Source organism: Klebsiella sp. WOUb02 (assembly GCF_050058015.1).
Classification (GTDB): Bacteria; Pseudomonadota; Gammaproteobacteria; order Enterobacterales; family Enterobacteriaceae; genus Klebsiella.
Map to the genome: position 1 here is coordinate 4,121,685 of NZ_CP170110.1, position 23,520 is coordinate 4,145,204.

The window sequence follows — 23,520 nt, forward strand, 5'->3', positions numbered from 1 at the left end:
GGCTAATTTTTGCAAAAAGAAGTAGACAAGTGCGAATGAGAATGATTATTATTGTCCTGCATTCAGGGAGACCCTTGCGGAAAGCCTGAAAGCACGACATTGCTCACATTGCTTCCAGTATTACTTTAGCCAGCCAGGTGCTGGCTTTTTTTTTGCCTTTTTGCCGGTCATTTTCCGCCATCTTAAGTGGGTTAAGAGTTAAGTTCGTCGCCGGGGTGCGCTATGGTTAGGAGCAGAAACCTCAACTAAGGACTGCGTTATGACTCTGCACTGCGCATTTATTGGATTCGGTAAAAGCACCACCCGCTACCATCTTCCTTACGTTCTGCACCGCAAAGACCGCTGGCACGTGGCGCATATCTATCGCCGCAGCGCGAAGCCGGAAGAGCAGGCGCCGCAGTATTCGCATATCCACTTCACCAGCGATCTCGATGAGGTACTTAACGATCCGCAGGTTAAGCTGGTGATTGTCTGCACCCATGCCGATAGCCACTTTGACTACGCGAAGCGCGCGCTTGAGGCCGGCAAGAACGTGCTGGTGGAAAAACCCTTTACCCCGACGCTGGCTGAAGCAAAAGAGCTGTTTGCGCTGGCAAAAAGCAGGGGGCTGACGGTAACGCCGTACCAGAACCGCCGCTTTGACTCCTGCTTCCTGACCGCTAAGAAGGCGATTGAAAGCGGTAAGCTGGGTGAGATCGTTGAAATTGAAAGCCACTTCGACCTCTATCGCCCGACGGCGGAAACGCAGCCCGGATTAGCGCAGGATGGCGCTTTTTATGGCCTGGGCGTGCATACGATGGATCAGATCATCTCCCTGTTCGGCCGCCCGGATCGCGTGGCGTACGATATCCGCAGCCTGCGTAATAAGGCCAACCCGGATGATACCTTCGAAGCTCAGCTGTTCTACGGCGACCTGAAGGCGATTGTCAAAACCAGCCACCTGGTGAAGCTGGCGTATCCGAAATTTATCGTTCACGGTCATAAAGGGTCGTTTATCAAATACGGCATCGACCAGCAGGAAACCAGCCTGAAGGCGAATATCATGCCGGGCGAGCCGGGCTTTGCGGCAGACGAGAGTATTGGCCTGCTGGAGTACGTGGATGATAACGGCGCGAGCGTGCGCGAAGAGCTGCGGGTGGAGACCGGCGACTACGGGCGCGTCTATGATTCGCTCTACGAGACCGTGGTGAACGGGGCGGAAAATTACATCAAGGAATCTGACGTTCTCACCAATATGGAGATTCTTGAACGCGGCTTCAGACAGCCGTCGCCGGCCACGATAACCCTCGACAAATAAGCTTTCTCAGCTCCTCTGCTTTTATTCATATTTTTTGAACAGAGGAGTCAATTTTCACCCTCTATGATCGTTAGCGGAATGGGTCCACACTTATTCCATCGCAAACATACGGGGGTGCAACATGATCTACTTACGCAAAGCTAACGAACGCGGTCACGCTAATCATGGCTGGCTCGATTCCTGGCATACTTTCTCTTTCGCCAACTATTACGACGCCAATTTTATGGGCTTTTCCGCTCTGCGCGTCATTAACGATGACGTGATTGACGCCGGCCAGGGCTTCGGGACCCACCCGCATAAAGATATGGAAATTCTGACCTACGTGCTGGAAGGGGTGGTTGAACACCAGGACAGCATGGGCAACAAAGAGCAGGTTCCGGCAGGTGAATTCCAGATCATGAGCGCCGGTACCGGGGTTCGTCACTCGGAATACAACCCGAGCAGCACCGAGCGTCTGCACCTGTATCAAATCTGGATTATGCCGGAAGAAAACGGCATCGCTCCGCGCTATGAGCAGCGCCGGTTTGATGCGCTGCAGGGCAAACAGCTGGTGCTGTCGCCGGACGCGCGCGAAGGCTCGCTGAAAGTGCATCAGGATATGGCGCTTTACCGCTGGGCGCTGCTGAAAGACGAGCAGTCGATTCATCAGATTGCCGCGGAGCGTCGCGTGTGGATCCAGGTGGTGAAAGGTGAAGTGACCATCAACGGGACTAAAGCGACCACCAGCGATGGCCTGGCGATTTGGGATGAGCAGGCGATCTCGGTTCACGCCGATAGCGACAGCGAAATTCTGCTGTTCGATCTGCCGCCGGTCTAATACTCCGGCCTACTTTCTGTCGGTCACCCGGTCGCTTAGGCGGCCGGGGATTTTTGGCGCCGCCGCTCGCCCGATTTCGGCCATTAACGCTAAATAAAGCCGTTAGCGCGCTTTTCTCCGGGAAGGTTGCGCTTTGTCCGTGATAAACTGAGAAAATCTCTCCCATTTATCACAGTCAGGACGATGAAAAAGAAAAGACCCGTACTTCAGGATGTGGCCGATCTTGTCGGCGTGACCAAAATGACGGTCAGTCGCTTTTTACGTAACCCGGAACAGGTTTCCGAGGCTCTGCGTGGCAAGATTGCCGTTGCTCTCGATGAACTGGGTTATATTCCCAATCGCGCCCCTGATATTCTCTCCAACGCGACCAGCCGCGCCATCGGCGTGCTCCTGCCCTCGCTAACCAACCAGGTCTTTTCTGAAGTGCTGCGCGGTATTGAAAGCGTCACCGACGCTTTTGGCTATCAGACCATGCTGGCGCACTACGGCTATAAGCCTGAAATGGAAGAAAAACGCCTCGAATCGATGCTCTCATGGAACATCGATGGCCTGATCCTCACCGAACGCACCCACACACCGCGGACGCTGAAAATGATCGAAGTCGCCGGCATCCCGGTGGTTGAGCTGATGGACAGCCGCTCGCCGTGCCTCGATATCGCCGTCGGTTTTGATAACTTCGACGCCGCGCGCCAGATGACCGCCGCCATTATTGCCCGCGGCCATCGCCACGTGGCCTATCTTGGCGCGCGTCTTGATGAACGTACTATTATCAAGCAGAAAGGCTATGAGCAGGCGATGCACGACGCGGGCATGACGCCGTACAGCGTGATGGTCGAACAATCTTCTTCCTACTCGTCGGGGATTGAGCTGATGCGCCAGGCGCGTCGCGAATATCCGCAGCTTGACGGGATCTTCTGCACCAATGATGACCTGGCGGTCGGCGCGGCCTTTGAGTGCCAGCGTCTGGGATTGAAAATTCCGGATGATATGGCGATTGCCGGCTTCCACGGCCACGATATTGGCCAGGTGATGGAGCCGCGCCTTGCCAGCGTGCTCACGCCGCGTGAGCGGATGGGGCGCATCGGCGCCGAGCGTCTGCTGGCACGTATTCGTGGTGAAGCGGTTACCCCTAAGATGTTAGATTTAGGTTTCACATTGTCACCGGGCGGATCTATTTAAACTGACAAGTTTGAAGTAGATCACACATATTCACTTCTGGCACCAATGGTGATTGCTTCTCCACAAGTCCGGTATGACAATGTTACCGATAACAGTTACCCGTAACAATCAATCTGTGCGCGCGCTTTCACGTCGAATCCAAACGGCCTGAAGGACGATGCGTATGTGTCCAGTGGGAGGAAGCTTTGAGCACGACTAACCATGATCACCACGTCTATGTCCTGATGGGCGTTTCCGGCAGCGGGAAATCCGCCGTCGCCAGCGAAGTGGCGTATCGGCTGAATGCCGCGTTCCTCGATGGTGACTTTCTGCATCCGCGTAGCAATATCAATAAGATGGCGTCCGGCGAGCCGCTGAATGACGACGACCGCACGCCGTGGCTGCAGGCGCTGAACGACGCCGCCTTCGCCATGCAGCGGACCAATAAAGTGTCGCTTATCGTGTGTTCGGCGCTGAAAAAAAGCTATCGCGACATTCTGCGCAAAGGCAACCCGAACCTCTCCTTCGTCTACCTGAAAGGGGATTTCGACCTGATCGAAAGCCGCCTGAAGGCGCGCAAGGGGCACTTCTTCAAAACCCAGATGCTGGTAACGCAGTTTGAAACCCTGCAGGAGCCCGGCGCAGACGAAGGCGATGTGTTAATCGTCGATATTGATCAATCGCTGGAAGGCGTGGTCGCGAGCACCATTGAGGTGATCAACAAAGGCAGTAACTAGTGAGTACATTAACGCTTGTTTTAACGGCAGTCGGCTCCGTTTTGCTGCTGCTGTTTTTAGTCATGAAGGCGCGTATGCATGCTTTCGTGGCTTTGATGGTGGTTTCTATTGGTGCCGGTCTCTTTTCCGGGATGCCGCTGGATAAAATTGCGGCAACCATGGAAAAAGGGATGGGCGGGACGCTCGGCTTTCTGGCGATCGTCGTGGCGCTGGGGGCGATGTTCGGTAAGATCCTTCACGAAACCGGCGCCGTCGACCAGATAGCCGTTAAGATGCTGAAATCTTTCGGCCACAATCGGGCGCATTACGCCATTGGCCTGGCCGGTCTTATCTGCGCGCTGCCGCTGTTTTTCGAAGTGGCTATCGTGCTGCTGATTAGCGTCGCCTTCTCGATGGCGCGCCATACCGGCACCAACCTGGTTAAGCTGGTCATTCCGCTGTTTGCCGGCGTTGCCGCCGCCGCGGCGTTTCTGCTGCCGGGGCCCGCGCCGATGCTGCTGGCGTCGCAAATGCACGCCGATTTTGGCTGGATGATTCTGATCGGCCTGTGCGCGGCGATCCCGGGGATGATTATCGCCGGGCCGCTGTGGGGCAACTTTATCAGCCGCTATGTCGAGCTGCACATTCCGGAAGACGTGACCGAGCCGCATCTTGGCGAAGGCAAAATGCCGTCGTTCGCTTTTAGCCTGTCGCTGATCCTGCTGCCGCTGGTGCTGGTGGGGCTGAAAACGGTCGCCGCGCGCTTTGTCCCGGTGGGGTCGAGCACCTATGAATGGTTCGAATTTATCGGCCATCCGTTCACCGCGATTCTGGTGGCGTGCCTGGTGGCGATTTATGGCCTGGCGGTACGCCAGGGGATGGCGAAAGATCGCGTCATGGAGATCTGCGGCCACGCGCTGCAGCCTGCGGGGATTATCCTGCTGGTGATCGGTGCGGGCGGCGTCTTTAAGCAGGTGCTGGTGGATTCCGGCGTCGGCCCGGCGCTCGGCGAAGCGCTGACCGGGATGGGGCTGCCGATTGCGATCACCTGCTTCGTGCTGGCGGCCGCGGTGCGCATTATCCAGGGCTCTGCGACGGTCGCCTGCCTGACGGCGGTCGGTCTGGTGATGCCGGTTATCGAGCAGCTGAACTACAGCGGCGCGCAGATGGCGGCTCTTTCCATCTGCATCGCCGGCGGTTCGATCGTCGTGAGCCACGTCAACGACGCGGGCTTCTGGCTGTTCGGTAAGTTTACCGGCGCAACGGAAGCCCAGACGCTGAAGACCTGGACCATGATGGAAACCATCCTCGGTACCACCGGCGCCATCGTCGGGATGATTGCGTTTTCGCTGCTCAGCTAAACGTTACTAAGAGGACCCGGCGCAGCGCTGCCGGGTTCTTTTCGCCCGATGGCAGAGACCGTTTTTACCCTCGCTTCCCGCCCGCATTAACGCCCCATTTTCGCGCCATAATGAGAGCTACGACAAAATCCTGACGGCTCACCAGCCCAGTCCCCGCAAGGGTTTGGCGGTTTTTCTGCGCGACGGTTAGCGGCCCGTTTTCCGCGTGAATCCATAACCCAGATCAATAAAAACGCGGCGGAAATTATTCCCTTTTCGCTCCGCTTTCCCCGATAATCTTTAAGGTTTTCCTGAATGCCGATGGCTGCAGATGCCGCATGAGATAAGCTGCTTTACTGATTGCCGGGCAATCATTGATTAATTTCACTTGCGACTTTAGCAGCATTTTGTAATGTGAAGGATGATCCAGCAGGAAACTGGCTTGGCACAAACAGCACACATCTCCCAGGAAATACGTTATGAAAAATGTTGGTTTTATCGGCTGGCGCGGAATGGTCGGCTCTGTCCTCATGCAACGAATGGTTGAAGAGCGCGATTTCGACGCCATTCGCCCTGTTTTTTTCTCCACCTCCCAGCTGGGGCAGCCTGCTCCATCATTCGGTGGCAGCACCGGCGGTACGCTTCAGGACGCGTTTGACCTGGAAGCACTGAAGGCGCTGGATATTATTGTGACATGCCAGGGCGGCGATTATACCAACGACGTATATCCGAAGCTGCGCGAAAGCGGCTGGCAGGGTTACTGGATCGATGCGGCCTCTTCGCTGCGCATGAAGGACGACGCGATCATTATTCTTGACCCGGTTAACCAGGACGTGATTACCGCCGGTCTGAATAATGGCATTAAGACCTTCGTCGGCGGCAACTGTACCGTCAGCCTGATGCTGATGTCCCTCGGCGGCCTGTTTGCTCAGGATTTAGTCGAGTGGGTCAGCGTGGCTACTTACCAGGCGGCCTCCGGCGGCGGCGCGCGCCATATGCGTGAACTGCTGACCCAGATGGGCCAGCTGCACGGCCACGTCGCGACGGAGCTGGCCAATCCGGCCTCCGCTATTCTGGATATTGAGCGCAAGGTCACCGCGCTGACCTGCAGCGGCGATCTGGCGGTAGATAACTTTGGCGTACCGCTGGCCGGTAGCCTGATCCCGTGGATTGACAAGCAGCTGGATAACGGCCAGAGCCGCGAAGAGTGGAAGGGCCAGGCGGAGACCAACAAGATCCTCGCCACCTCGGCGGCCATTCCGGTTGACGGCCTGTGCGTGCGCGTTGGCGCGCTGCGCTGCCACAGCCAGGCTTTCACCATCAAGCTGAAAAAAGACGTTTCTATCCCCACCGTTGAGGAGTTGCTGGCGGCGCACAACCCGTGGGCGAAAGTGGTACCTAACGATCGTGACATCACCATGCGCGAGCTGACTCCGGCTGCCGTGACCGGCACCCTGACAACGCCGGTTGGTCGCCTGCGCAAGCTGAATATGGGGCCGGATTATCTCTCGGCCTTTACCGTCGGCGACCAGCTACTGTGGGGCGCCGCCGAGCCGCTGCGCCGCATGCTGCGGCAGCTGGCGTAAACACAGGATGAACAATAAAGGGGGTGTCTGACACCCCCTTTTTTTTGCGTAATACAAGGAGTAAACGCGGATGTTTGATTTTTCTCAACGGGGGTAAGACAGCCTTGGCTATGCTTTAGTAAGGAACGACATTTCCTTGCCTGAAGGTGGGACGGAGCAGAGGGATGCACAGCGTGCTGCGCCGTTCAGGTCAAAAAAGTCGCCAGATACAGGAAAGGGCGGCACTTACAACAGGATGAAACCATGTCTAATCATATTGATAGAGACGTGATTAATGCGCTTATCGCCGGTCATTTTGCGGACCCTTTTTCCGTACTTGGCATGCACGCCACCGATGCCGGGCTGGAAGTACGCGCATTATTACCCGATGCCACCGACGTGTGGGTGATTGAACCGAAAACCGGACGCAAAGTCGGCAAGCTTGAGTGCCTCGACGCGCGCGGTTTCTTTAGCGGCGTTCTGCCGCGGCGAAAAAATGTTTTCCGCTATCAGCTGGCCGTGACCTGGCACGGTCAGCTCAATCTGATCGATGACCCTTACCGCTTTGGCCCGCTGCTGCAGGAGCTGGACGCCTGGCTGCTCTCCGAAGGCACCCACCTGCGGCCCTATGAAACCCTCGGCGCCCACGCCGATACGATGGACGGCATCACCGGCACCCGCTTCTCGGTGTGGGCGCCGAACGCCCGTCGGGTTTCCGTGGTCGGCCAGTTCAACTACTGGGACGGCCGCCGCCATCCGATGCGCCTGCGTAAAGAGTCGGGGATTTGGGAGCTGTTTATCCCCGGGGCGCAGAACGGCCAGCTGTATAAATTTGAGATGATCGACGCGCACGGCCACCTGCGGGTGAAGTCCGATCCCTACGCCTTTGAAGCGCAGATGCGCCCGGATACCGCCTCGTTGATCTGCGGCCTGCCGGAGAAAGTCGCCCGGCCGCCGGAGCGCAGGCAGGCGAACCAGTTTGATGCGCCGGTTTCGATTTATGAGGTCCACCTGGGCTCCTGGCGCCGCCATACCGATAACAACTTCTGGCTGAGCTATCGCGAGCTGGCGGAGCAACTGGTGCCTTATGCCAAATGGATGGGCTTTACCCATCTGGAGCTGCTGCCGGTTAACGAGCATCCGTTTGACGGCAGCTGGGGCTACCAGCCCACCGGGCTGTACGCGCCGACCCGCCGCTTTGGCACCCGCGAAGACTTCCGCTACTTCATTCACGCCGCGCACGCCGCGGGCCTCAACGTGATCCTCGACTGGGTGCCGGGCCACTTTCCCGCCGATGATTTTGCCCTCGCCGCGTTTGACGGCACCGCGCTGTATGAGCACAGCGACCCGCGCGAAGGCTATCACCAGGACTGGAATACCCTGATCTACAACTACGGCCGCCGGGAGGTCAGCAACTTCCTCGTGGGCAACGCGCTGTACTGGATTGAGCGCTTCGGCATTGACGCCCTGCGCGTCGATGCGGTGGCGTCGATGATCTATCGCGACTACAGCCGGAAAGAGGGCGAGTGGGTGCCGAACGAGTACGGCGGGCGGGAAAACCTCGAAGCGATTGAGTTCCTGCGTAATACCAACCGCGTGCTCGGCGAACAGACCCCCGGCGCGGTCACCATGGCCGAAGAGTCCACCGACTTTGCCGGGGTTTCGCGCCCCGCCTCGACGGGCGGGCTCGGCTTCTGGTTCAAATGGAACCTCGGCTGGATGCACGACACCCTCGACTACATGAAGCTCGATCCGGTTCACCGCCGTCATCATCACGACAAGATGACCTTCGGCATGCTCTACAACTACACCGAAAACTTCGTCCTGCCGCTGTCCCACGATGAGGTGGTGCACGGCAAAAAGTCGATTCTCGACCGCATGCCCGGCGACGCGTGGCAGAAGTTTGCCAACCTGCGCGCCTACTACGGCTGGCTGTTTGCCTTCCCCGGTAAAAAGCTGCTGTTTATGGGCAACGAGTTTGCCCAGGGGCGGGAGTGGAACCACGACGCCAGCCTCGACTGGCATCTGCTGGAAGGAGGCGACAACTGGCACCACGGCGTCCAGCGTCTGGTGCGCGACCTGAACCATACCTATCGTCGGCACAAGGCGCTGCACGAGCTTGATTTTGACCGCTACGGCTTTGAATGGCTGGTCGTGGACGACCACGAGCGCTCGGTGTTTGTCTTCGTCCGCCGCGACAGGGCCGGGAATGAGATTATCGTCGCCAGCAACTTCACGCCGGTGCCGCGTCACGGCTATCGCTTCGGGATAAACCAGCCGGGGCGCTGGCGCGAAGAGCTGAATACCGACTCGATGTACTACCACGGCAGCAATACCGGCAACGGCGGAGCGGTGGCGAGCGAGGCTATCGCCAGCCACGGCCGCGAGCACTCGCTCGCGCTGACCCTGCCGCCGCTGGCAACCATCTGGCTGGTACGGGAGGCGGAATGACGACGCTCTCGCCAGGAACGCCCGCTCCTCTGGGCGCAAGCTATGACGGAAAAGGGGTGAACTTTACCCTCTTTTCCGCCCATGCCGAGCGGGTAGAGCTTTGCCTGTTCGATGAGCAGGGGAATGAGCGACGTTTCGATCTTCCCGCGCGCAGCGGCGATATCTGGCACGGCTGGCTGGCCGGCGTCGGGCCAGGTTTGCGTTACGGCTATCGCGTTCACGGTCCGTGGCAGCCGGAGCAGGGGCACCGTTTTAACCCGGCGAAGCTCTTGCTCGATCCCTGCTGCCATCGGGTGGAGGGCGCGCTGCCTGATAATGAGCGTCTTCACGGCGGCGACCGGCAGCCAGATAACCGCGACAGCGCGGCAATCGCGCCGAAGTCGCGGGTCGTCGACCTGCATTACGACTGGCTGGGCGACAAACCGCCGCGCACGCCCTGGGGTCAGACGGTCATTTATGAAGCTCACGTCAAAGGGCTGACGTATCTGCATCCCGAACTGCCCGAGGCGATTCGTGGCACCTACCGGGCGCTGGGTCATCCGGTGATGATCGACTATTTCAACACGCTGGGTATTACCGCGCTGGAGCTGATGCCGGTGGCGCAGTTTGCCAGCGAGCCGCGCCTGCAGCGGATGGGATTAAGCAACTACTGGGGCTACAACCCGCTGGCGATTTTCGCCCTCGACCCGCGCTACGCCAGCGAGCCCGAGCGCGCGCTTGACGAATTTCGCGACGCGGTGAAGGCGCTTCACGCCGCGGGCATCGAAGTGATCCTCGATGTGGTGCTGAACCACAGCGCTGAAATCGACCTTGAGGGGCCGACCTTCTCCCTGCGCGGAATCGACAACCGTAGCTATTATTGGATAAGAGAAGACGGCGACTACCACAACTGGACCGGCTGCGGGAACACCATCAATCTCAGCCATCCTGGAGTGGTGGAGTACGCCCGCCAGTGCCTGCGTTTCTGGGTGGATGAGTGCCACGTTGATGGCTTCCGCTTCGATCTGGCTTCGGTCATGGGACGGACGCCGGAGTTTCGTCAGGATGCGCCGCTGTTTGAGGCGATCCGCCGCGATCCGCAGCTGGCGGAAGTGAAGCTGATTGCTGAGCCCTGGGATATCGGCGCCGGCGGATATCAGGTGGGCAATTTCCCGCCGCTGTTTGCCGAGTGGAACGACCATTTTCGCGATGTTTCCCGCCGTTTCTGGCTACAGCAAAACGTGTCATTGGGCGACTTCGCCCAACGCTTTGCCGCCTCCAGCGACCTCTTTCAGCGCAGCGGTCGGCAGCCGGCGGCGGCGGTTAATCTGATTACCGCCCATGACGGCTTCACCCTGCGCGACTGCGTCTGTTTCAATCAGAAACATAATGAGGCGAACGGGGAAGATAATCGCGATGGGACTAACAATAACTACAGCAGCAATCATGGTATAGAGGGGTTAGAGGCTACGCTCGACGTGATTGAAAGGCGGCGCGATAGCGTTCACGCTCTGCTGGTGACGCTCCTGCTGTCGCAGGGTACGCCGATGCTGCTGGCGGGTGATGAACACGGCCATAGCCAGCATGGCAACAACAATGCGTACTGTCAGGACAACGCGCTGACCTGGCTTGACTGGGGCAAGGCGAACCGCGGGCTCACCGCGTTCACCGCCGCGCTGATTCATCTACGCCGCCGTATCCCCGCGTTAACCGGCAACCGCTGGTGGCAGGAGGGAGACGGCAGCGTGCGCTGGCTAAACCAACACGCGCAGCCGCTGAGCGCTGATGAGTGGCAGCATGGCGCGATGCGTATGCAAATCCAGCTATCCGAACGCTGGCTGATTACGCTGAACGCCACCCCAGAAGTCACCAATATGGAATTACCCGCGGGGGAATGGCACGCCGTTCTTCCGTTCGCCGGAGAGAATAATCCGGTCATCATGGATGTCTGGCATGGGCCCGCGCACGGAGTGTGCGTATTTCAAAGGTCGTAAGCCCTGAGGCTTCCGGTAAGTTTCGCGGCGGCAACGCGGCGGGAAGGGCAGGAAGGCTGGGATGTAAAAAGGAGTTAATCATGGTTAGGCTAGAAAAGAACGATCCGTTGATGCTGGCGCGTCAGCTGCCCATCAAAACCGTTGCGTTGATCCTTGCGGGTGGTCGCGGTACCCGACTGAAAGATTTAACGATTAAGCGCGCAAAACCGGCCGTCCATTTTGGCGGTAAGTTTCGCATTATCGATTTCGCATTATCTAACTGCATTAACTCAGGTATTCGCCGTATTGGCGTGATCACCCAGTATCAATCGCACACGCTGGTACAGCATATCCAGCGCGGCTGGTCGTTCTTTAGCGAAGAGATGAACGAGTTCGTCGATTTGCTGCCGGCGCAGCAGCGCGTGCATGGGGAAAACTGGTATCGCGGCACCGCGGATGCGGTAACCCAGAACCTCGATATCATTCGCCGCTACAAGGCGGAGTACGTGGTGATCCTCGCCGGCGATCATATCTATAAGCAGGACTACTCGCGCATGCTTATCGATCACGTCGAAAAAGGGGCACGCTGCACCGTGGCCTGTATGCCGGTGCCCATCGAAGAGGCATCCGCTTTCGGCGTGATGGCGGTTGATGAGAGCGACAAGATCATTGAGTTTGTCGAAAAGCCCGCCGTACCGCCCGCCATGCCGAGCGATGCCAGCAAATCGCTGGCCAGCATGGGGATCTATGTCTTTGATGCCGATTATCTTTATGAGCTGCTGGCGGAAGATGATAGCGATGAAAACTCCAGCCACGACTTCGGCAAAGACATCATTCCGAAGATAACCGAAGCTGGCATGGCTTATGCACATCCTTTCCCACTCTCCTGCGTACAGTCGGATCCCGAGGCCGAACCCTACTGGCGCGACGTGGGGACGCTTGAAGCCTACTGGAAAGCGAACCTCGACCTGGCATCGGTGACGCCGGAGCTGGATATGTACGATCAGAACTGGCCGATTCGCACCCACATGGAGTCGCTGCCGCCGGCGAAATTCGTCCAGGATCGCTCCGGCAGCCACGGCATGACGCTGAACTCGTTGGTTTCCGGCGGCTGTATTATCTCCGGTTCGGTGGTGGTGCAGTCGGTGCTGTTCCCGCGCGTGCGGGTGAACTCATTCTGTAACATTGATTCGGCAGTCTTATTGCCAGACGTATGGGTGGGGCGTTCATGTCGCCTCCGCCGCTGCGTGATCGACCGCGCCTGCGTGATTCCGGAAGGCATGGTGATTGGCGAACACGCGGAAGAAGATGCGCGTCGGTTCTACCGCTCAGAGGAAGGTATTGTGCTGGTCACCCGGGACATGCTGAGGAAGTTGGGGCACCCACAGGAGCGATAATGCAGGTCTTACACGTATGTTCAGAGATGTTCCCGCTGTTAAAAACCGGCGGTCTGGCGGATGTTATCGGTGCGCTGCCTGCGGCACAAATTGCAGAAGGTATCGATACGCGCGTGCTGCTGCCCGCGTTTCCTGATATTCGTCGCGGGATAACCGATGCGCAGGTGGTGACGCGCAGAGACACCTTTGCCGGCCGCATTACGCTGCTGTTTGGCCATTTTAATGGCGTGGGCATCTACCTGATTGATGCCCCGCATCTCTACGATCGCCCGGGGAGTCCTTACCACGATACCAACCAGTATGCCTACACCGATAACGTGCTGCGCTTTGCGCTGCTTGGCTGGGTGGGCAGCGAAATGGCCTGCGGGCTGGATCCCTTCTGGCGCCCTGACGTAGTGCATGCCCATGACTGGCACGCGGGCCTGACGCCGGCCTATCTGGCGGCGCGCGGCCACCCGGCGAAATCGGTGTTCACGGTGCACAACCTGGCCTATCAGGGAATGTTCTACTCCTGGCATATGAACGAGATCGAGCTGCCGTGGTCGTTCTATAACATGCACGGCCTTGAGTTCAACGGCCAGCTCTCGTTCCTGAAAGCGGGCCTCTACTATGCCGACCATATAACGGCGGTTAGCCCAACCTACGCCCGGGAGATAACCGAACCGCAGTTTGCCTACGGCATGGAGGGGCTGCTGCGCCAGCGGCAGCACGAGGGGCGCCTGTCGGGCATTCTTAACGGCGTGGATGCAAACATCTGGAATCCGCAGAACGATCTGCTGCTGGCCGCGCGCTACGACCGCGACAGTCTTGAAGACAAGGCGGAGAACAAGCGCCAGCTGCAAATTGCGATGGGGCTGAAGGTGGACGACAAGGCGCCGCTGTTTGCCGTGGTCAGCCGTCTGACCAGCCAGAAGGGGCTGGACCTGGTGCTTGAAGCGCTGCCGGGCCTGCTGGAGCAGGGCGGACAGCTGGCGCTGCTTGGCGCCGGCGATCCGGTGCTGCAGGAGGGCTTCCTGGCCGCGGCGGCCGAACATCCTGGCAAAGTGGGCGTGCAGATTGGCTACCACGAGGCCTTTTCGCACCGCATCATGGGCGGCGCCGACGTTATCCTGGTTCCCAGCCGCTTTGAACCGTGCGGCCTGACGCAGTCTGTATGGCCTCAAGTACGGCACGCTGCCGCTGGTGCGGCGTACCGGCGGCCTGGCTGATACCGTCACCGACAGCTCGCTGGAAAATCTGGCCGATGGCCTGGCCAGCGGATTTGTCTTTGAAGACAGCAATGCCCTGTCGCTACTGCGAGCCATCCGGCGCGCATTCGTTCTGTGGTCGCGCCCTTCGCTCTGGCGTTACGTGCAGCGTCAGGCGATGAATATGGATTTTAGCTGGCAGGTCGCAGCGAGCTCTTATCGCGAACTTTATCAACGCTTGATGTAACCCCAGGAGTCATTGCGATGAATGTACCCTTTAGCTACGCATCACCGACGCTGAGCGTTGAGGCGTTAAAACACTCTATCGCCTATAAGCTGATGTTTATCATCGGCAAAGATCCGGCGATCGCCAATAAGCATGAGTGGCTCAACGCCACGCTGTTCGCCGTGCGTGACCGGATGGTGGAGCGCTGGTTGCGCTCTAACCGCGCCCAGCTTTCGCAGGAAGTTCGCCAGGTTTACTACCTGTCGATGGAGTTTTTGATTGGCCGCACCCTCTCTAACGCGCTGCTGTCGCTGGGCATCTATGAGGATGTGAACAAGGCGCTGGAAGAGATGGGGCTGAACCTTGAAGAGCTGATCGACGAGGAGAATGACCCGGGACTGGGCAACGGCGGGCTCGGGCGCCTGGCCGCCTGCTTCCTCGACTCGCTGGCGGCGCTGGGCCTGCCTGGCCGCGGCTACGGCATCCGCTATGACTACGGGATGTTTAAGCAGAATATCGTCGACGGCCGACAGAAGGAGTCCCCGGACTACTGGCTGGAATACGGCAACCCGTGGGAGTTTGAGCGCCATAATACCCGCTATAAGGTGCGCTTCGGCGGGCGAACCCAGCAGGAGGGGAAAAAGTCCCGTTGGGTGGAAACTGAAGAGATCCTCGCGGAGGCCTACGATCAGATTATCCCGGGCTACGATACCGATGCCACCAATACGCTGCGGCTGTGGAGCGCTCAGGCCAGCAGCGAGATCAATTTGGGTAAATTCAACCAGGGCGACTATTTCGCGGCGGTAGAAGATAAAAACCACTCCGAAAACGTCTCCCGCGTGCTCTATCCGGACGACTCCACCTACTCCGGGCGCGAGCTGCGCCTGCGCCAGGAGTATTTCCTCGTCTCCGCGACGGTGCAGGATATTCTTAGCCGCCACTATCAGCTGCATAAAACCTACGCTAACCTGGCCGACAAAATCGCTATCCACCTCAACGACACCCATCCGGTGCTGTCGATTCCTGAGCTGATGCGTCTGCTGATTGACGAGCATAAGTTTGGCTGGGATGAGGCGTTTGAGGTGACCTGTCAGGTCTTCTCCTACACCAACCATACCCTGATGAGCGAAGCGCTGGAGACATGGCCCGTCGATATGCTGGGTAAAATTCTGCCGCGCCATCTGCAGATTATCTTTGAGATTAACGACTACTTCCTCAAGACGCTGCAGGAGCAGTATCCCAACGATACCGCGCTGCTGAGCCGGACCTCGATTATCGACGAGTCCAACGGCCGCCAGGTGCGGATGGCCTGGCTGGCGGTGGTCGTTAGCCACAAGGTTAACGGCGTTTCCGAGCTGCACTCGAGGCTGATGGTGGAGTCGCTGTTCGCCGAGTTTGCGCGCATTTTCCCGATGCGCTTCACCAACGTGACCAACGGCGTCACCCCGCGCCGCTGGCTGGCGGTGGCGAATCCGCCGCTGTCGAAGGTGCTGGATGAGAATATTGGCCGCACCTGGCGTACCGATCTGAGCCAGCTCAAGGAGCTGGAGCAGCATATTGATTATCCGACGGTAAACCAGGCGGTGCGCCAGGCGAAGCTGGTGAACAAGCAGCGGCTGGCGAACTATATCGGCCAGCAGCTTAACGTGGTGGTGAACCCGAAGGCGCTGTTTGATGTGCAGATCAAGCGCATCCACGAGTACAAGCGGCAGCTGATGAACGTGCTGCACGTGATTGCGCGCTATAACCGCATCAAGGCCGATCCCGACGCCGAGTGGGTGCCGCGGGTTAATATCTTCGCCGGGAAAGCCGCTTCCGCCTACTACATGGCCAAGCATATTATTCATCTCATTAACGACGTGGCGGCGGTGGTCAACAACGATCCGCAGATCGGCGATAAGCTGAAGATCGTGTTTATCCCTAACTACAGCGTCAGCCTGGCCCAGCTGATTATTCCGGCGGCGGATCTCTCCGAGCAGATCTCGCTGGCGGGAACGGAAGCCTCCGGGACCAGCAACATGAAGTTTGCGCTCAACGGCGCGTTGACCATTGGTACCCTCGACGGGGCTAACGTCGAAATGCTGGAGCACGTGGGCGAAGATAATATCTTCATCTTCGGCAATACCGCGGAGGAGGTTGAGGCGCTGCGAGCCAGCGGCTACAAACCGCGCGACTACTACGAGCAGGACCCGGAGCTGCACCAGACGCTGACGCAAATCGGTACCGGCCTGTTCAGCCCGTCGGAGCCGGGCCGCTATCGCGACCTGCTGGATTCGCTGATTAACTTTGGCGACCACTATCAGGTGCTGGCGGATTATCGTAGCTACGTCGATTGCCAGGATAAGGTGGATGAGCTGTATCGTCACCCGGAGGAGTGGGCCACCAAAGCGATGCTCAACATCGCCAATATGGGCTACTTCTCTTCCGACCGCACGATTCAGGAGTACGCCGACCATATCTGGCATATCGATCCGGTGCGCCTGTAGCCACCGTTATGGCATAAAAAACGGGGCCTGCTGGCCCCGTTTTTTTGTCCTTCTTATCCCCTCAGGCCGCGCTTTTCGGCCGGCGAGAGCCCGCCGGGGCGCCTACGAGGCCAGAGAGAGCTCAGACTTTCCCACGTGCTGCGCCAGCCATGCGCTAACGCGCGCCTGCTGTTCTGCGCTGAGCCACATGCCCTGTTTGGTACGCCGCCAGATGGCGTCGTCGAGGCTGCGAACCCATTCATGTTCTACGAGGTATTTCAGCTCGGCTTCATAAAACTCGTGGCCAAAATCTTCCCCGAGGTCGGCAAGCGATGCCGCCTCTCCGAGCACCCACTCGCTGTTGCTGCCGTACGTCCGGGCGTAGTGGCGCGCCATTGATTCGCTGATAAAGGCGAAGCGGCGGCGCAGTTTAGCGGCGTAGTCGTCGCGATCGCCGTCGATCTCGCCTCCGGGCAGAACGGCGGTTTTGGTCCACGCCGGGCCGATGCCTTTATAGTACGGCGTCAGTTTCTCCAGCGCGTGCTCTGCCAGCTTGCGATAGGTTGTAAGCTTGCCGCCAAAGACCGACAGCAGCGGCGCCTGGCCGTTTTCGTCATGAATATCGAGCGTATAGTCGCGGGTAATCGCCTGCGGCGAATCCGATTCATCGTCGCACAGCGGACGGACGCCGGAGTAGGTCCAGACGATATCGTCCCGGGACAGCGTCTTTTTAAAGTGCGCGTTGTAGGCGTTGAGCAGGTAGCTAATCTCTTTCTCATCGATCGCCACCTTCTGCGGATCGCCGTTGTACTCCACGTCGGTGGTGCCGATTATCGAGAACTCGTCCATCCACGGGATTACGAACACAATTCGCTTGTCTTCGTTTTGCAAAATGTAGGCCTGCTTCTGGGTATGCACGCGGGGCACCACGATGTGGCTGCCCTTAATCAGGCGGATGCCGTAAGGGGAGCGCAGGTGCATGCCTTCGTCAAAGAAGTGTTTGACCCACGGGCCGGTGGCGTTGACCAGGCCCCGCGCCTGCCAGGTGAATTTCTCGCCGCTGTCGATATCTTCCGCCTCGACGATCCACAGGCCGTTTTCGCGTTTGGCGGAGATGGCCCGGGTGCGGGTGCGAACTTCACCACCCTTGCGCACCACCATCTGCGCGTTCGCCAGCACCAGCCGCGCATCGTCTACCCAGCAGTCGGAATATTCGAAACCGCGCACAATTTCAGGTTTAAGTACCGATTCTGCGCCAAAGCGCAAGCCGGTTGAGCTGGGTAAGCTGGTGCGTTTTCCCAGGTGATCGTACATAAACAGACCAATGCGGATCATCCACGCCGGGCGCAGATGCGGGCGGTGCGGCAGGCGGAAGCGCATCGGGAAGGCGAGATGCGGCGCCATTTTTAGCAGCACTTCACGCTCGGCCAGCGCTTCGCTGACCAGACGGAATTCGTAGTGTTCAAGGTAGCGCAGACCGCCGTGAATCAGCTTTGAGCTGGCGCTGGAGGTGGCGCAGGCGAGATCGCGCGCTTCCAGCATCAGTACGGATAAACCACGCCCGGCGGCGTCTGCCGCGATACCGGCACCGTTGATGCCTCCCCCTATCACAATCAGATCTTTGGTTTCCACGTTCGCTACCTCTGACACTTTCGTTTAAGTTCACAAATGTTCGATATCGCTCAATATAGCAAACAAACGCGCCCTTGGTAACATCAAAAAAACATTTCAGAGTGATGCATGTAACATATTGGCGTTTATTTCGCGTCTGACGGTACACTAGGCAGTAGAATCATGGCCGGCGAATCGCCCGCTATATCCCCCCGTAATAAAGAGACAAGAGCACATGGATCACTTTGAATGTATCAACGTAGAAGAGGCGCATCAGAAGCTGCAGCAGGCGATGGCGGTGCTGGTGGATATCCGCGACCCGCAAAGCTACGCGATGGGCCACACTCCGGGTGCGTTTCATCTGACCAACGATACGCTGGGCGCGTTTATGCGTGATAACGACTTTGAGACGGCGGTGATGGTGATGTGCTACCACGGCAATAGCAGCAAGGGCGCCGCGCAGTATCTGCTGCAGCAGGGCTATGACAAAGTCTACAGCGTGGACGGCGGCTTCGATGCCTGGCATCGTCACTTCCCGGCGGAAGTGGCGCACGGAACGCTCTGAGCCGTTACCGTATACGCTTTAGGGTTCGAACCTCTTCCGTTGCGGGCATCGATGCTCGCCCGCGGCGGCCGTCGCCACGCACCTTGCATGATTTTGCGTATATACTGTCCCCCTTTGTGTGGAATAAGCGATCCGCTGCATGTTAATGATTACCTCTTTTGCCAATCCGCGCGTGGCCCAGGCGTTTGTCGACTATATGGCGACTCAGGGCGTTATCCTGACGATTCAGCAGCACGGCCAGAGCGACGTCTGGCTGGCCGATGAGAGCCAGACCGCGCGGGTGCAGGCCGAACTGACTCGCTTTCTCGAAAACCCCGCCGATCCGCGCTACCTGGCGGCAAGCTGGCAGTCGGGACAAACCAACAGCGGGCTGCGCTACCAGCGCTTTCCCTTCTTCGCGACCCTGCGCCACAACGCCGGGCCCTTTACGTGGGCGGTTCTGGCGCTCTGCGTGCTGGTCTTTGTGCTGCAAAATGTCCTTGGCGACCAGCCGGTTATGCTGCTGCTGGCCTGGCCGTACGATCCCTCGCTGAAGTTCGAGGTCTGGCGCTACTTTAGCCATGCGTTGATGCACTTCTCTCTGATGCACATTCTGTTTAACCTGCTATGGTGGTGGTACCTCGGCGGCGCGGTTGAAAAGCGGATTGGCAGCGGCAAGCTGGTGGTGATCGCCGTCATCAGCGCGCTGCTGAGCGGATTTGTTCAACACCAGTTTAGCGGCCCATGGTTTGGCGGCTTATCCGGCGTGGTCTATGCGCTGATGGGCTACGTCTGGCTGCGGGGAGAGCGGGATCCGCAGAGCGGCGTTTATTTACAGCGCGGCTTGATACTCTTCTCCTTAGTATGGTTAATTGCTGGATGGTTTGATGTTTTTGGCATGTCGATTGCGAACGGCGCGCACGTAGCCGGCCTGGTGACCGGACTGGCGATGGCGTTTGTGGATACTCAGCATGTGCGAAAACGAACATAGAGACTCCCCGTCATCCATGATAAGCGAGTCAAATTTTCCCAGGGATATTGCATGAAACAAACACAACGTCATGACGCTATTATCGAGCTGGTAAAAAAACAGGGATATGTCAGTACGGAAGAGCTGGTGGAGCAATTTGCCGTCAGCCCGCAGACCATTCGTCGTGACCTGAACGATCTCGCCGAACAAAAAATGATCCTGCGCCATCACGGCGGCGCCGCGCTGCCATCCAGCTCGGTTAACACCTCCTGGCACGACAGGAAGGCGACCCAGACCCAGGAAAAAGAGCGCATTGCCCGCAAGGTTGCCAGCCAGATCCCCGACGGGGCGACGCTATTTATCGATATCGGTACGACGCCAGAAGCGGTGGCGCACGCGCTGCTGGAGCACAACGATCTGCGCATCGTCACCAACAACCTCAACGTTGCGAATACGCTAATGGTGAAGGATGATTTCCGCATCATTCTGGCGGGCGGCGAGCTGCGCAGCCGGGACGGCGGCATTATCGGCGAAGCGACGCTGGATTTTATCTCCCAGTTCCGCCTTGATTTTGGCATTCTCGGCATCAGCGGCGTCGATAGCGACGGCTCGCTGCTGGAGTTTGATTATCATGAAGTCCGCACCAAGCGCGCGATTATTGAAAATTCGCGCCACGTGATGCTGGTGGTGGACCATTCGAAGTTCGGCCGTAACGCGATGGTGAACATGGGCAGCATCAGCATGGTTGATGCGGTTTACACCGACGTGATGCCGCCGGCGGGCGTACTGAAGGTTATTAAGGACAATAACCTGCAGGCTGGAACTGTGCTAAACGGCGTCAGACGCCGTATCCCATCATTTTAAGCAGCCGCTGGGCGTGCTGAACGGCATCCTGGCGGTGCGCGACCCCGAGCTTCTGATACAGATTGCGAATGTGCGTTTTAATGGTTGTGGCCGCCACGTCAAGCTCGCCGGCGATCTGCTCGTTGCTGTAGCCGGAGTAGATCAGGCCGAGCACCTGCCATTCGCGCTGGGTGAGCGGGCTGGTTCGGATAAGCTCCGGCACTTCCGGGTGGTTGAGCAACCGTTCGACAAAGCCTTCATCGAAGTGGGCGAACTTGTGGCGATGGTGCTGGTTGATATCGCGCAGAATGCGCTGAGCGCGATGCTGCTCCAGCTCCGGCAGCGTATTCAGTCTGAATATGCTGCCGCAGCTGCTGGGCCATGGCCTCGCCTTCGATCACAAAGTGATTGATAAAGCCGGTGCGGTTGGCGAGCGTGAGCGCTTCCAGCAGGACCTTTTGCGCCTCGCTCTTACGTCCCGCCTGCCAGTAGAGCTGGTTGAGCAGCAGCAGGTTGCGGTTAATATCGCTCATCAGGCGCAGCGAACGCGCGTTTTCATTGAGCTCTTCCAGCACCATTTCGGCGGAATCGAAATCACCGAGCAGGATTTGCGCCCTGGCGATGTTGCGCCACTGGCTCTGCAGGAAGTGGTTATTGGCGAACTCCGGCTTCGGCGTCTGGCGCAGCCAGTTGGCCGCCGAGGCTTTATCGCCGATCATCTGCCAGTAGATCACCCGCACCTTGTCGGCATTTGACACCCAATCGCTGTGATAGTGGCCGTTGCCGAGCAGGTTTTCCAGCCGGTTCAGGTGGCTGCGGGCGTTGTCCAGATCGCCGCGCGCCAGCGAGCACTGCACCATTAGCGCCAGGCACTGCAGCTGCTGCTGCGGTTGATAGCTTGAAAGAACGTCCATCCCGCCGCGCGCAGAGGCCTCGGCTTCGTCCAGCCGCGCCCATGCCCACAGCAGACTGGGCGCGAATGCGCAGCAGGAATTCGTGCATCGGCAGCTGTTCGAGGTGCTGGTCGCGAATGAGCTGGAAGGCTTTCTCCTGAATTTCCCACGCCGCCTGCAGGAAGCCCTGGGCAAACAGAATCTCGCTTTGCTGGATCATGCTCCACAGGGCGTAGTGCCAGATATCGTGGCGGCGCGCCATCTGTTCCGTCTGCTGCATCACCGCCAGCGATTTGCTCAGCTGGCCCTTGCAGTGCAGAACTTCGCCGTGCACCGAGGTGGCGACGATGCGGCTGTAGTAGCTTGCCAGCGGCAGCTCTTCTAAGGCCACCATTGCCAGGCGTTCGGCTTCGTCCTGATCGCCGGCGTTAATGGCGACCTGCGCGCGCAGGGCGTTGAAGTCGCCGTGCATAGCGATATCCATCTCCGCGTCCATCTCCTGCTCGGCGCGGGCCAGCAGGGTGTTCACTTCGCTATAGCGGTGCTGGCTCTGCATCAGCCAGGCCTGCAGCAGGATCAGCCGCGGGTTTTCCAGCAGGTTTGACCACGGCAGCGCCGCCAGCGACTGCTCGAGCAGCGCCAGCTCGCTGTGGTTGAACATGCCCCAGGCGTGATTAAGTAAAATATCGCGCAGCATTTTGGCATCGCCGGCCGCCAGCGCGTGGTGGATCGCTTCGCTCGGGAAGCCTTGCGCCATCCAGCCTTCCGCCGCAGAGCGGTGAATCTCGGGCAGTTCGGTGGCCAGCTCCCACTGGCAGCGCTGGCGCAGGAAGCTGCCGAACAGCGGATGGTAGCGGAACCACTCGCCGGAATCGTCCATGCGCTGCATGAACAGCCCCTGACGCTCAATCTCCTCCAGCTGCATCTGGCCGTTTTCTTCACCGGTAACGCGAACGATAAGCGCGTCGTTCATCGAACGCAGCAGGGAGCTTTTTAGCAGCACGCTGCGGGTGCGCGCGTCGACGTTGTCCAGCACCTCATCCACGAGATAGTCGGAAAGGTGGCTGGCGTTAATCCCGGCGAGGCGGCGGGCGGAGTGCCGGGCGGAGGAGTTGTTCTGGCGCGCGGAGAGGGCGATAAGCTGGAGGGCCGTGGCCCAACCGGCGACGTCGTCGCACAGCCTGCTGCTATCTTCAGCCTCAATAGGCGAGGCGAGGCGGCAGTCGAAAAACTGTTTGGCTTCCTGATGGGTAAACGCCAGCTGCTGGCTGCCGATCTCCAGCAGCTGATCGCGCACGCGCAGGTTGGCAATACCCAGCTGCGGCAGGTTACGCGACAGAACCACCAGCGTCAGGTTTTCCGGCTGATGGCGCAGGAAGAAGCGCATGGCGTCGTGGATCACCGGATTATTGATCAGATGGTAATCGTCAATGACGAGGAATAGCGGGCGCTGCCACTCGGCAAGCTCGATGAACAGCTGCGCGAACAGCGAGGGCAGGCTGGCGTACTGGCGCTTTTGCACCATCGTTTCGCTGGCCACGCAGTGGCCGCCGGTCGCCTGTTGAATCGAGGCGATCAGGTAGCTGGCAAAGCGCTCCTGCTGGTTATCGCCTTCATCCAGCGAGAACCACCCGAGCTCATTTTTTCCTGCCGCCCACTGGGAAATGAGCGTGGTCTTGCCGTACCCGGCGGGGCTGGTGACCAGCGCGAGACGATAATTGTTCGCGCCGGAAAGTTTGGCCAGCAATCGTTCGCGAACCACGGTGTGTTCAAGGCGGACTGGGCGACTTAATTTAGACGGAATCAACATAGTTCAACATTTCGCTGTGCAAGAGAGGGGCGATTTTTTTTGCGCTTCGTAATTAATACCTAATAAGGTCGGCGATAATGAAAGTTATTGCAAGTTATGTCCGAATTTTATGCTCTTGAATTTGCACCGTGTCACAAATTCTCAATAAGATCGTCAGCATCCTAAAACCGGTACCAGTGTGCATGCCGTCTGGGTTTGCTCCACTTCTGCCTGCCGGGAAATCACTTTTATTCCCATTTTTTGTAGTTGTTTGTTTTTATTAAGTTAATGTCAGTTAA

13 protein-coding genes and 3 pseudogenes are annotated in these 23,520 nt (G+C 58.5%); 14 read left to right on the forward strand and 2 right to left on the reverse strand.

Annotated elements, in window-relative coordinates:
* Positions 1–259 precede the first annotated feature (259 nt).
* The 11 genes and pseudogenes from ABOC21_RS27060 to glgP all read left to right on the forward strand — a co-directional run bounded on the left by ABOC21_RS27060 (position 260) and on the right by glgP (position 16,592).
* Positions 260–1,297 (forward strand): oxidoreductase, encoded by a 1,038-nt coding sequence (locus tag ABOC21_RS27060; protein ID WP_426813927.1) that lies wholly within the window; start codon positions 260–262, stop codon positions 1,295–1,297.
* A gap of 121 nt (positions 1,298–1,418) precedes the next feature.
* Positions 1,419–2,114: a pirin family protein gene (locus ABOC21_RS27065; protein ID WP_426813928.1), complete on the forward strand. Its 696-nt coding sequence runs from the start codon at positions 1,419–1,421 to the stop codon at positions 2,112–2,114.
* 183 nt (positions 2,115–2,297) lie between these two features.
* Positions 2,298–3,293, forward strand: a complete 996-nt coding sequence (gene gntR, locus ABOC21_RS27070; protein ID WP_426813929.1) for a gluconate operon transcriptional repressor GntR — start codon at positions 2,298–2,300, stop codon at positions 3,291–3,293.
* A gap of 185 nt (positions 3,294–3,478) precedes the next feature.
* The gene (gntK, locus tag ABOC21_RS27075; RefSeq protein WP_426813930.1) at positions 3,479–4,009 is read left to right on the forward strand and encodes a gluconokinase; all 531 of its coding nucleotides are present in this window, start codon (positions 3,479–3,481) and stop codon (positions 4,007–4,009) included.
* Positions 4,009–5,349 carry a gluconate transporter gene (gene gntU / locus ABOC21_RS27080; RefSeq protein WP_426813931.1) on the forward strand — a complete coding sequence of 447 codons (1,341 nt, stop codon included), beginning with the start codon at positions 4,009–4,011 and terminating at the stop codon, positions 5,347–5,349. Before gntK ends, gntU begins: the two co-directional genes overlap by 1 nt.
* Before the next feature lie 458 nt (positions 5,350–5,807).
* The gene (gene asd / locus ABOC21_RS27085; RefSeq protein WP_426813932.1) at positions 5,808–6,914 is read left to right on the forward strand and encodes an aspartate-semialdehyde dehydrogenase; all 1,107 of its coding nucleotides are present in this window, start codon (positions 5,808–5,810) and stop codon (positions 6,912–6,914) included.
* Positions 6,915–7,157: 243 nt separating this feature from the next.
* Positions 7,158–9,344 carry a 1,4-alpha-glucan branching enzyme gene (gene glgB, locus ABOC21_RS27090; protein WP_426813933.1) on the forward strand — a complete coding sequence of 729 codons (2,187 nt, stop codon included), beginning with the start codon at positions 7,158–7,160 and terminating at the stop codon, positions 9,342–9,344.
* Entirely contained in the window at positions 9,341–11,317 is a 1,977-nt protein-coding gene (glgX, locus tag ABOC21_RS27095; protein WP_426813934.1) for a glycogen debranching protein GlgX, read from the forward strand. Before glgB ends, glgX begins: the two co-directional genes overlap by 4 nt.
* An 80-nt stretch (positions 11,318–11,397) precedes the next feature.
* Entirely contained in the window at positions 11,398–12,693 is a 1,296-nt protein-coding gene (gene glgC, locus ABOC21_RS27100; RefSeq protein WP_426813935.1) for a glucose-1-phosphate adenylyltransferase, read from the forward strand.
* A pseudogene (gene glgA, locus ABOC21_RS27105) lies at positions 12,693–14,127 on the forward strand (glycogen synthase GlgA). The gene glgC and the pseudogene glgA overlap by 1 nt, the downstream one beginning before the upstream one ends.
* Positions 14,128–14,144: 17 nt before the next feature.
* Positions 14,145–16,592, forward strand: coding sequence for a glycogen phosphorylase (gene glgP, locus ABOC21_RS27110; protein ID WP_426813936.1), 2,448 nt, complete (start codon positions 14,145–14,147; stop codon positions 16,590–16,592).
* 102 nt (positions 16,593–16,694) lie between these two features.
* Here the strand turns inward: glgP and glpD are convergent, their stop codons facing one another.
* Complete coding sequence (gene glpD, locus ABOC21_RS27115; protein ID WP_426813937.1) at positions 16,695–18,203, reverse strand: glycerol-3-phosphate dehydrogenase; 1,509 nt, start codon at positions 18,201–18,203, stop codon at positions 16,695–16,697.
* Between the two features lie 214 nt (positions 18,204–18,417).
* On the opposite strand from glpD, the gene glpE reads away from it, so the two are divergent.
* The 3 genes and pseudogenes from glpE to ABOC21_RS27130 all read left to right on the forward strand — a co-directional run bounded on the left by glpE (position 18,418) and on the right by ABOC21_RS27130 (position 20,528).
* Positions 18,418–18,747, forward strand: a complete 330-nt coding sequence (glpE, locus tag ABOC21_RS27120; protein ID WP_041143029.1) for a thiosulfate sulfurtransferase GlpE — start codon at positions 18,418–18,420, stop codon at positions 18,745–18,747.
* Between the two features lie 139 nt (positions 18,748–18,886).
* The gene (glpG, locus tag ABOC21_RS27125) at positions 18,887–19,717 is read left to right on the forward strand and encodes a rhomboid family intramembrane serine protease GlpG (protein ID WP_426813938.1); all 831 of its coding nucleotides are present in this window, start codon (positions 18,887–18,889) and stop codon (positions 19,715–19,717) included.
* A gap of 51 nt (positions 19,718–19,768) precedes the next feature.
* Positions 19,769–20,528, forward strand: a pseudogene (locus tag ABOC21_RS27130) (DeoR/GlpR family transcriptional regulator).
* Positions 20,529–20,534: 6 nt separating this feature from the next.
* On the opposite strand, the pseudogene malT reads toward ABOC21_RS27130, so the two are convergent.
* Positions 20,535–23,242: pseudogene (gene malT / locus ABOC21_RS27135) on the reverse strand (HTH-type transcriptional regulator MalT).
* Positions 23,243–23,520 lie beyond the last annotated feature (278 nt).

Excerpts from the sequence above, each read along its gene's own strand:
- ABOC21_RS27060 (WP_426813927.1), top strand. The coding sequence starts at position 260 with ATGACTCTGCACTGCGCATTTATTGGATTCGGTAAAAGCACCACCCGC.
- ABOC21_RS27065 (WP_426813928.1), top strand. The coding sequence starts at position 1,419 with ATGATCTACTTACGCAAAGCTAACGAACGCGGTCACGCTAATCATGGC.
- gntR (WP_426813929.1), top strand. The coding sequence starts at position 2,298 with ATGAAAAAGAAAAGACCCGTACTTCAGGATGTGGCCGATCTTGTCGGC.
- asd (WP_426813932.1), top strand. The coding sequence starts at position 5,808 with ATGAAAAATGTTGGTTTTATCGGCTGGCGCGGAATGGTCGGCTCTGTC.
- glgB (WP_426813933.1), top strand. The coding sequence starts at position 7,158 with ATGTCTAATCATATTGATAGAGACGTGATTAATGCGCTTATCGCCGGT.
- glgX (WP_426813934.1), top strand. The coding sequence starts at position 9,341 with ATGACGACGCTCTCGCCAGGAACGCCCGCTCCTCTGGGCGCAAGCTAT.
- glgC (WP_426813935.1), top strand. The coding sequence starts at position 11,398 with ATGGTTAGGCTAGAAAAGAACGATCCGTTGATGCTGGCGCGTCAGCTG.
- glgP (WP_426813936.1), top strand. The coding sequence starts at position 14,145 with ATGAATGTACCCTTTAGCTACGCATCACCGACGCTGAGCGTTGAGGCG.
- glpE (WP_041143029.1), top strand. The coding sequence starts at position 18,418 with ATGGATCACTTTGAATGTATCAACGTAGAAGAGGCGCATCAGAAGCTG.
- glpG (WP_426813938.1), top strand. The coding sequence starts at position 18,887 with ATGTTAATGATTACCTCTTTTGCCAATCCGCGCGTGGCCCAGGCGTTT.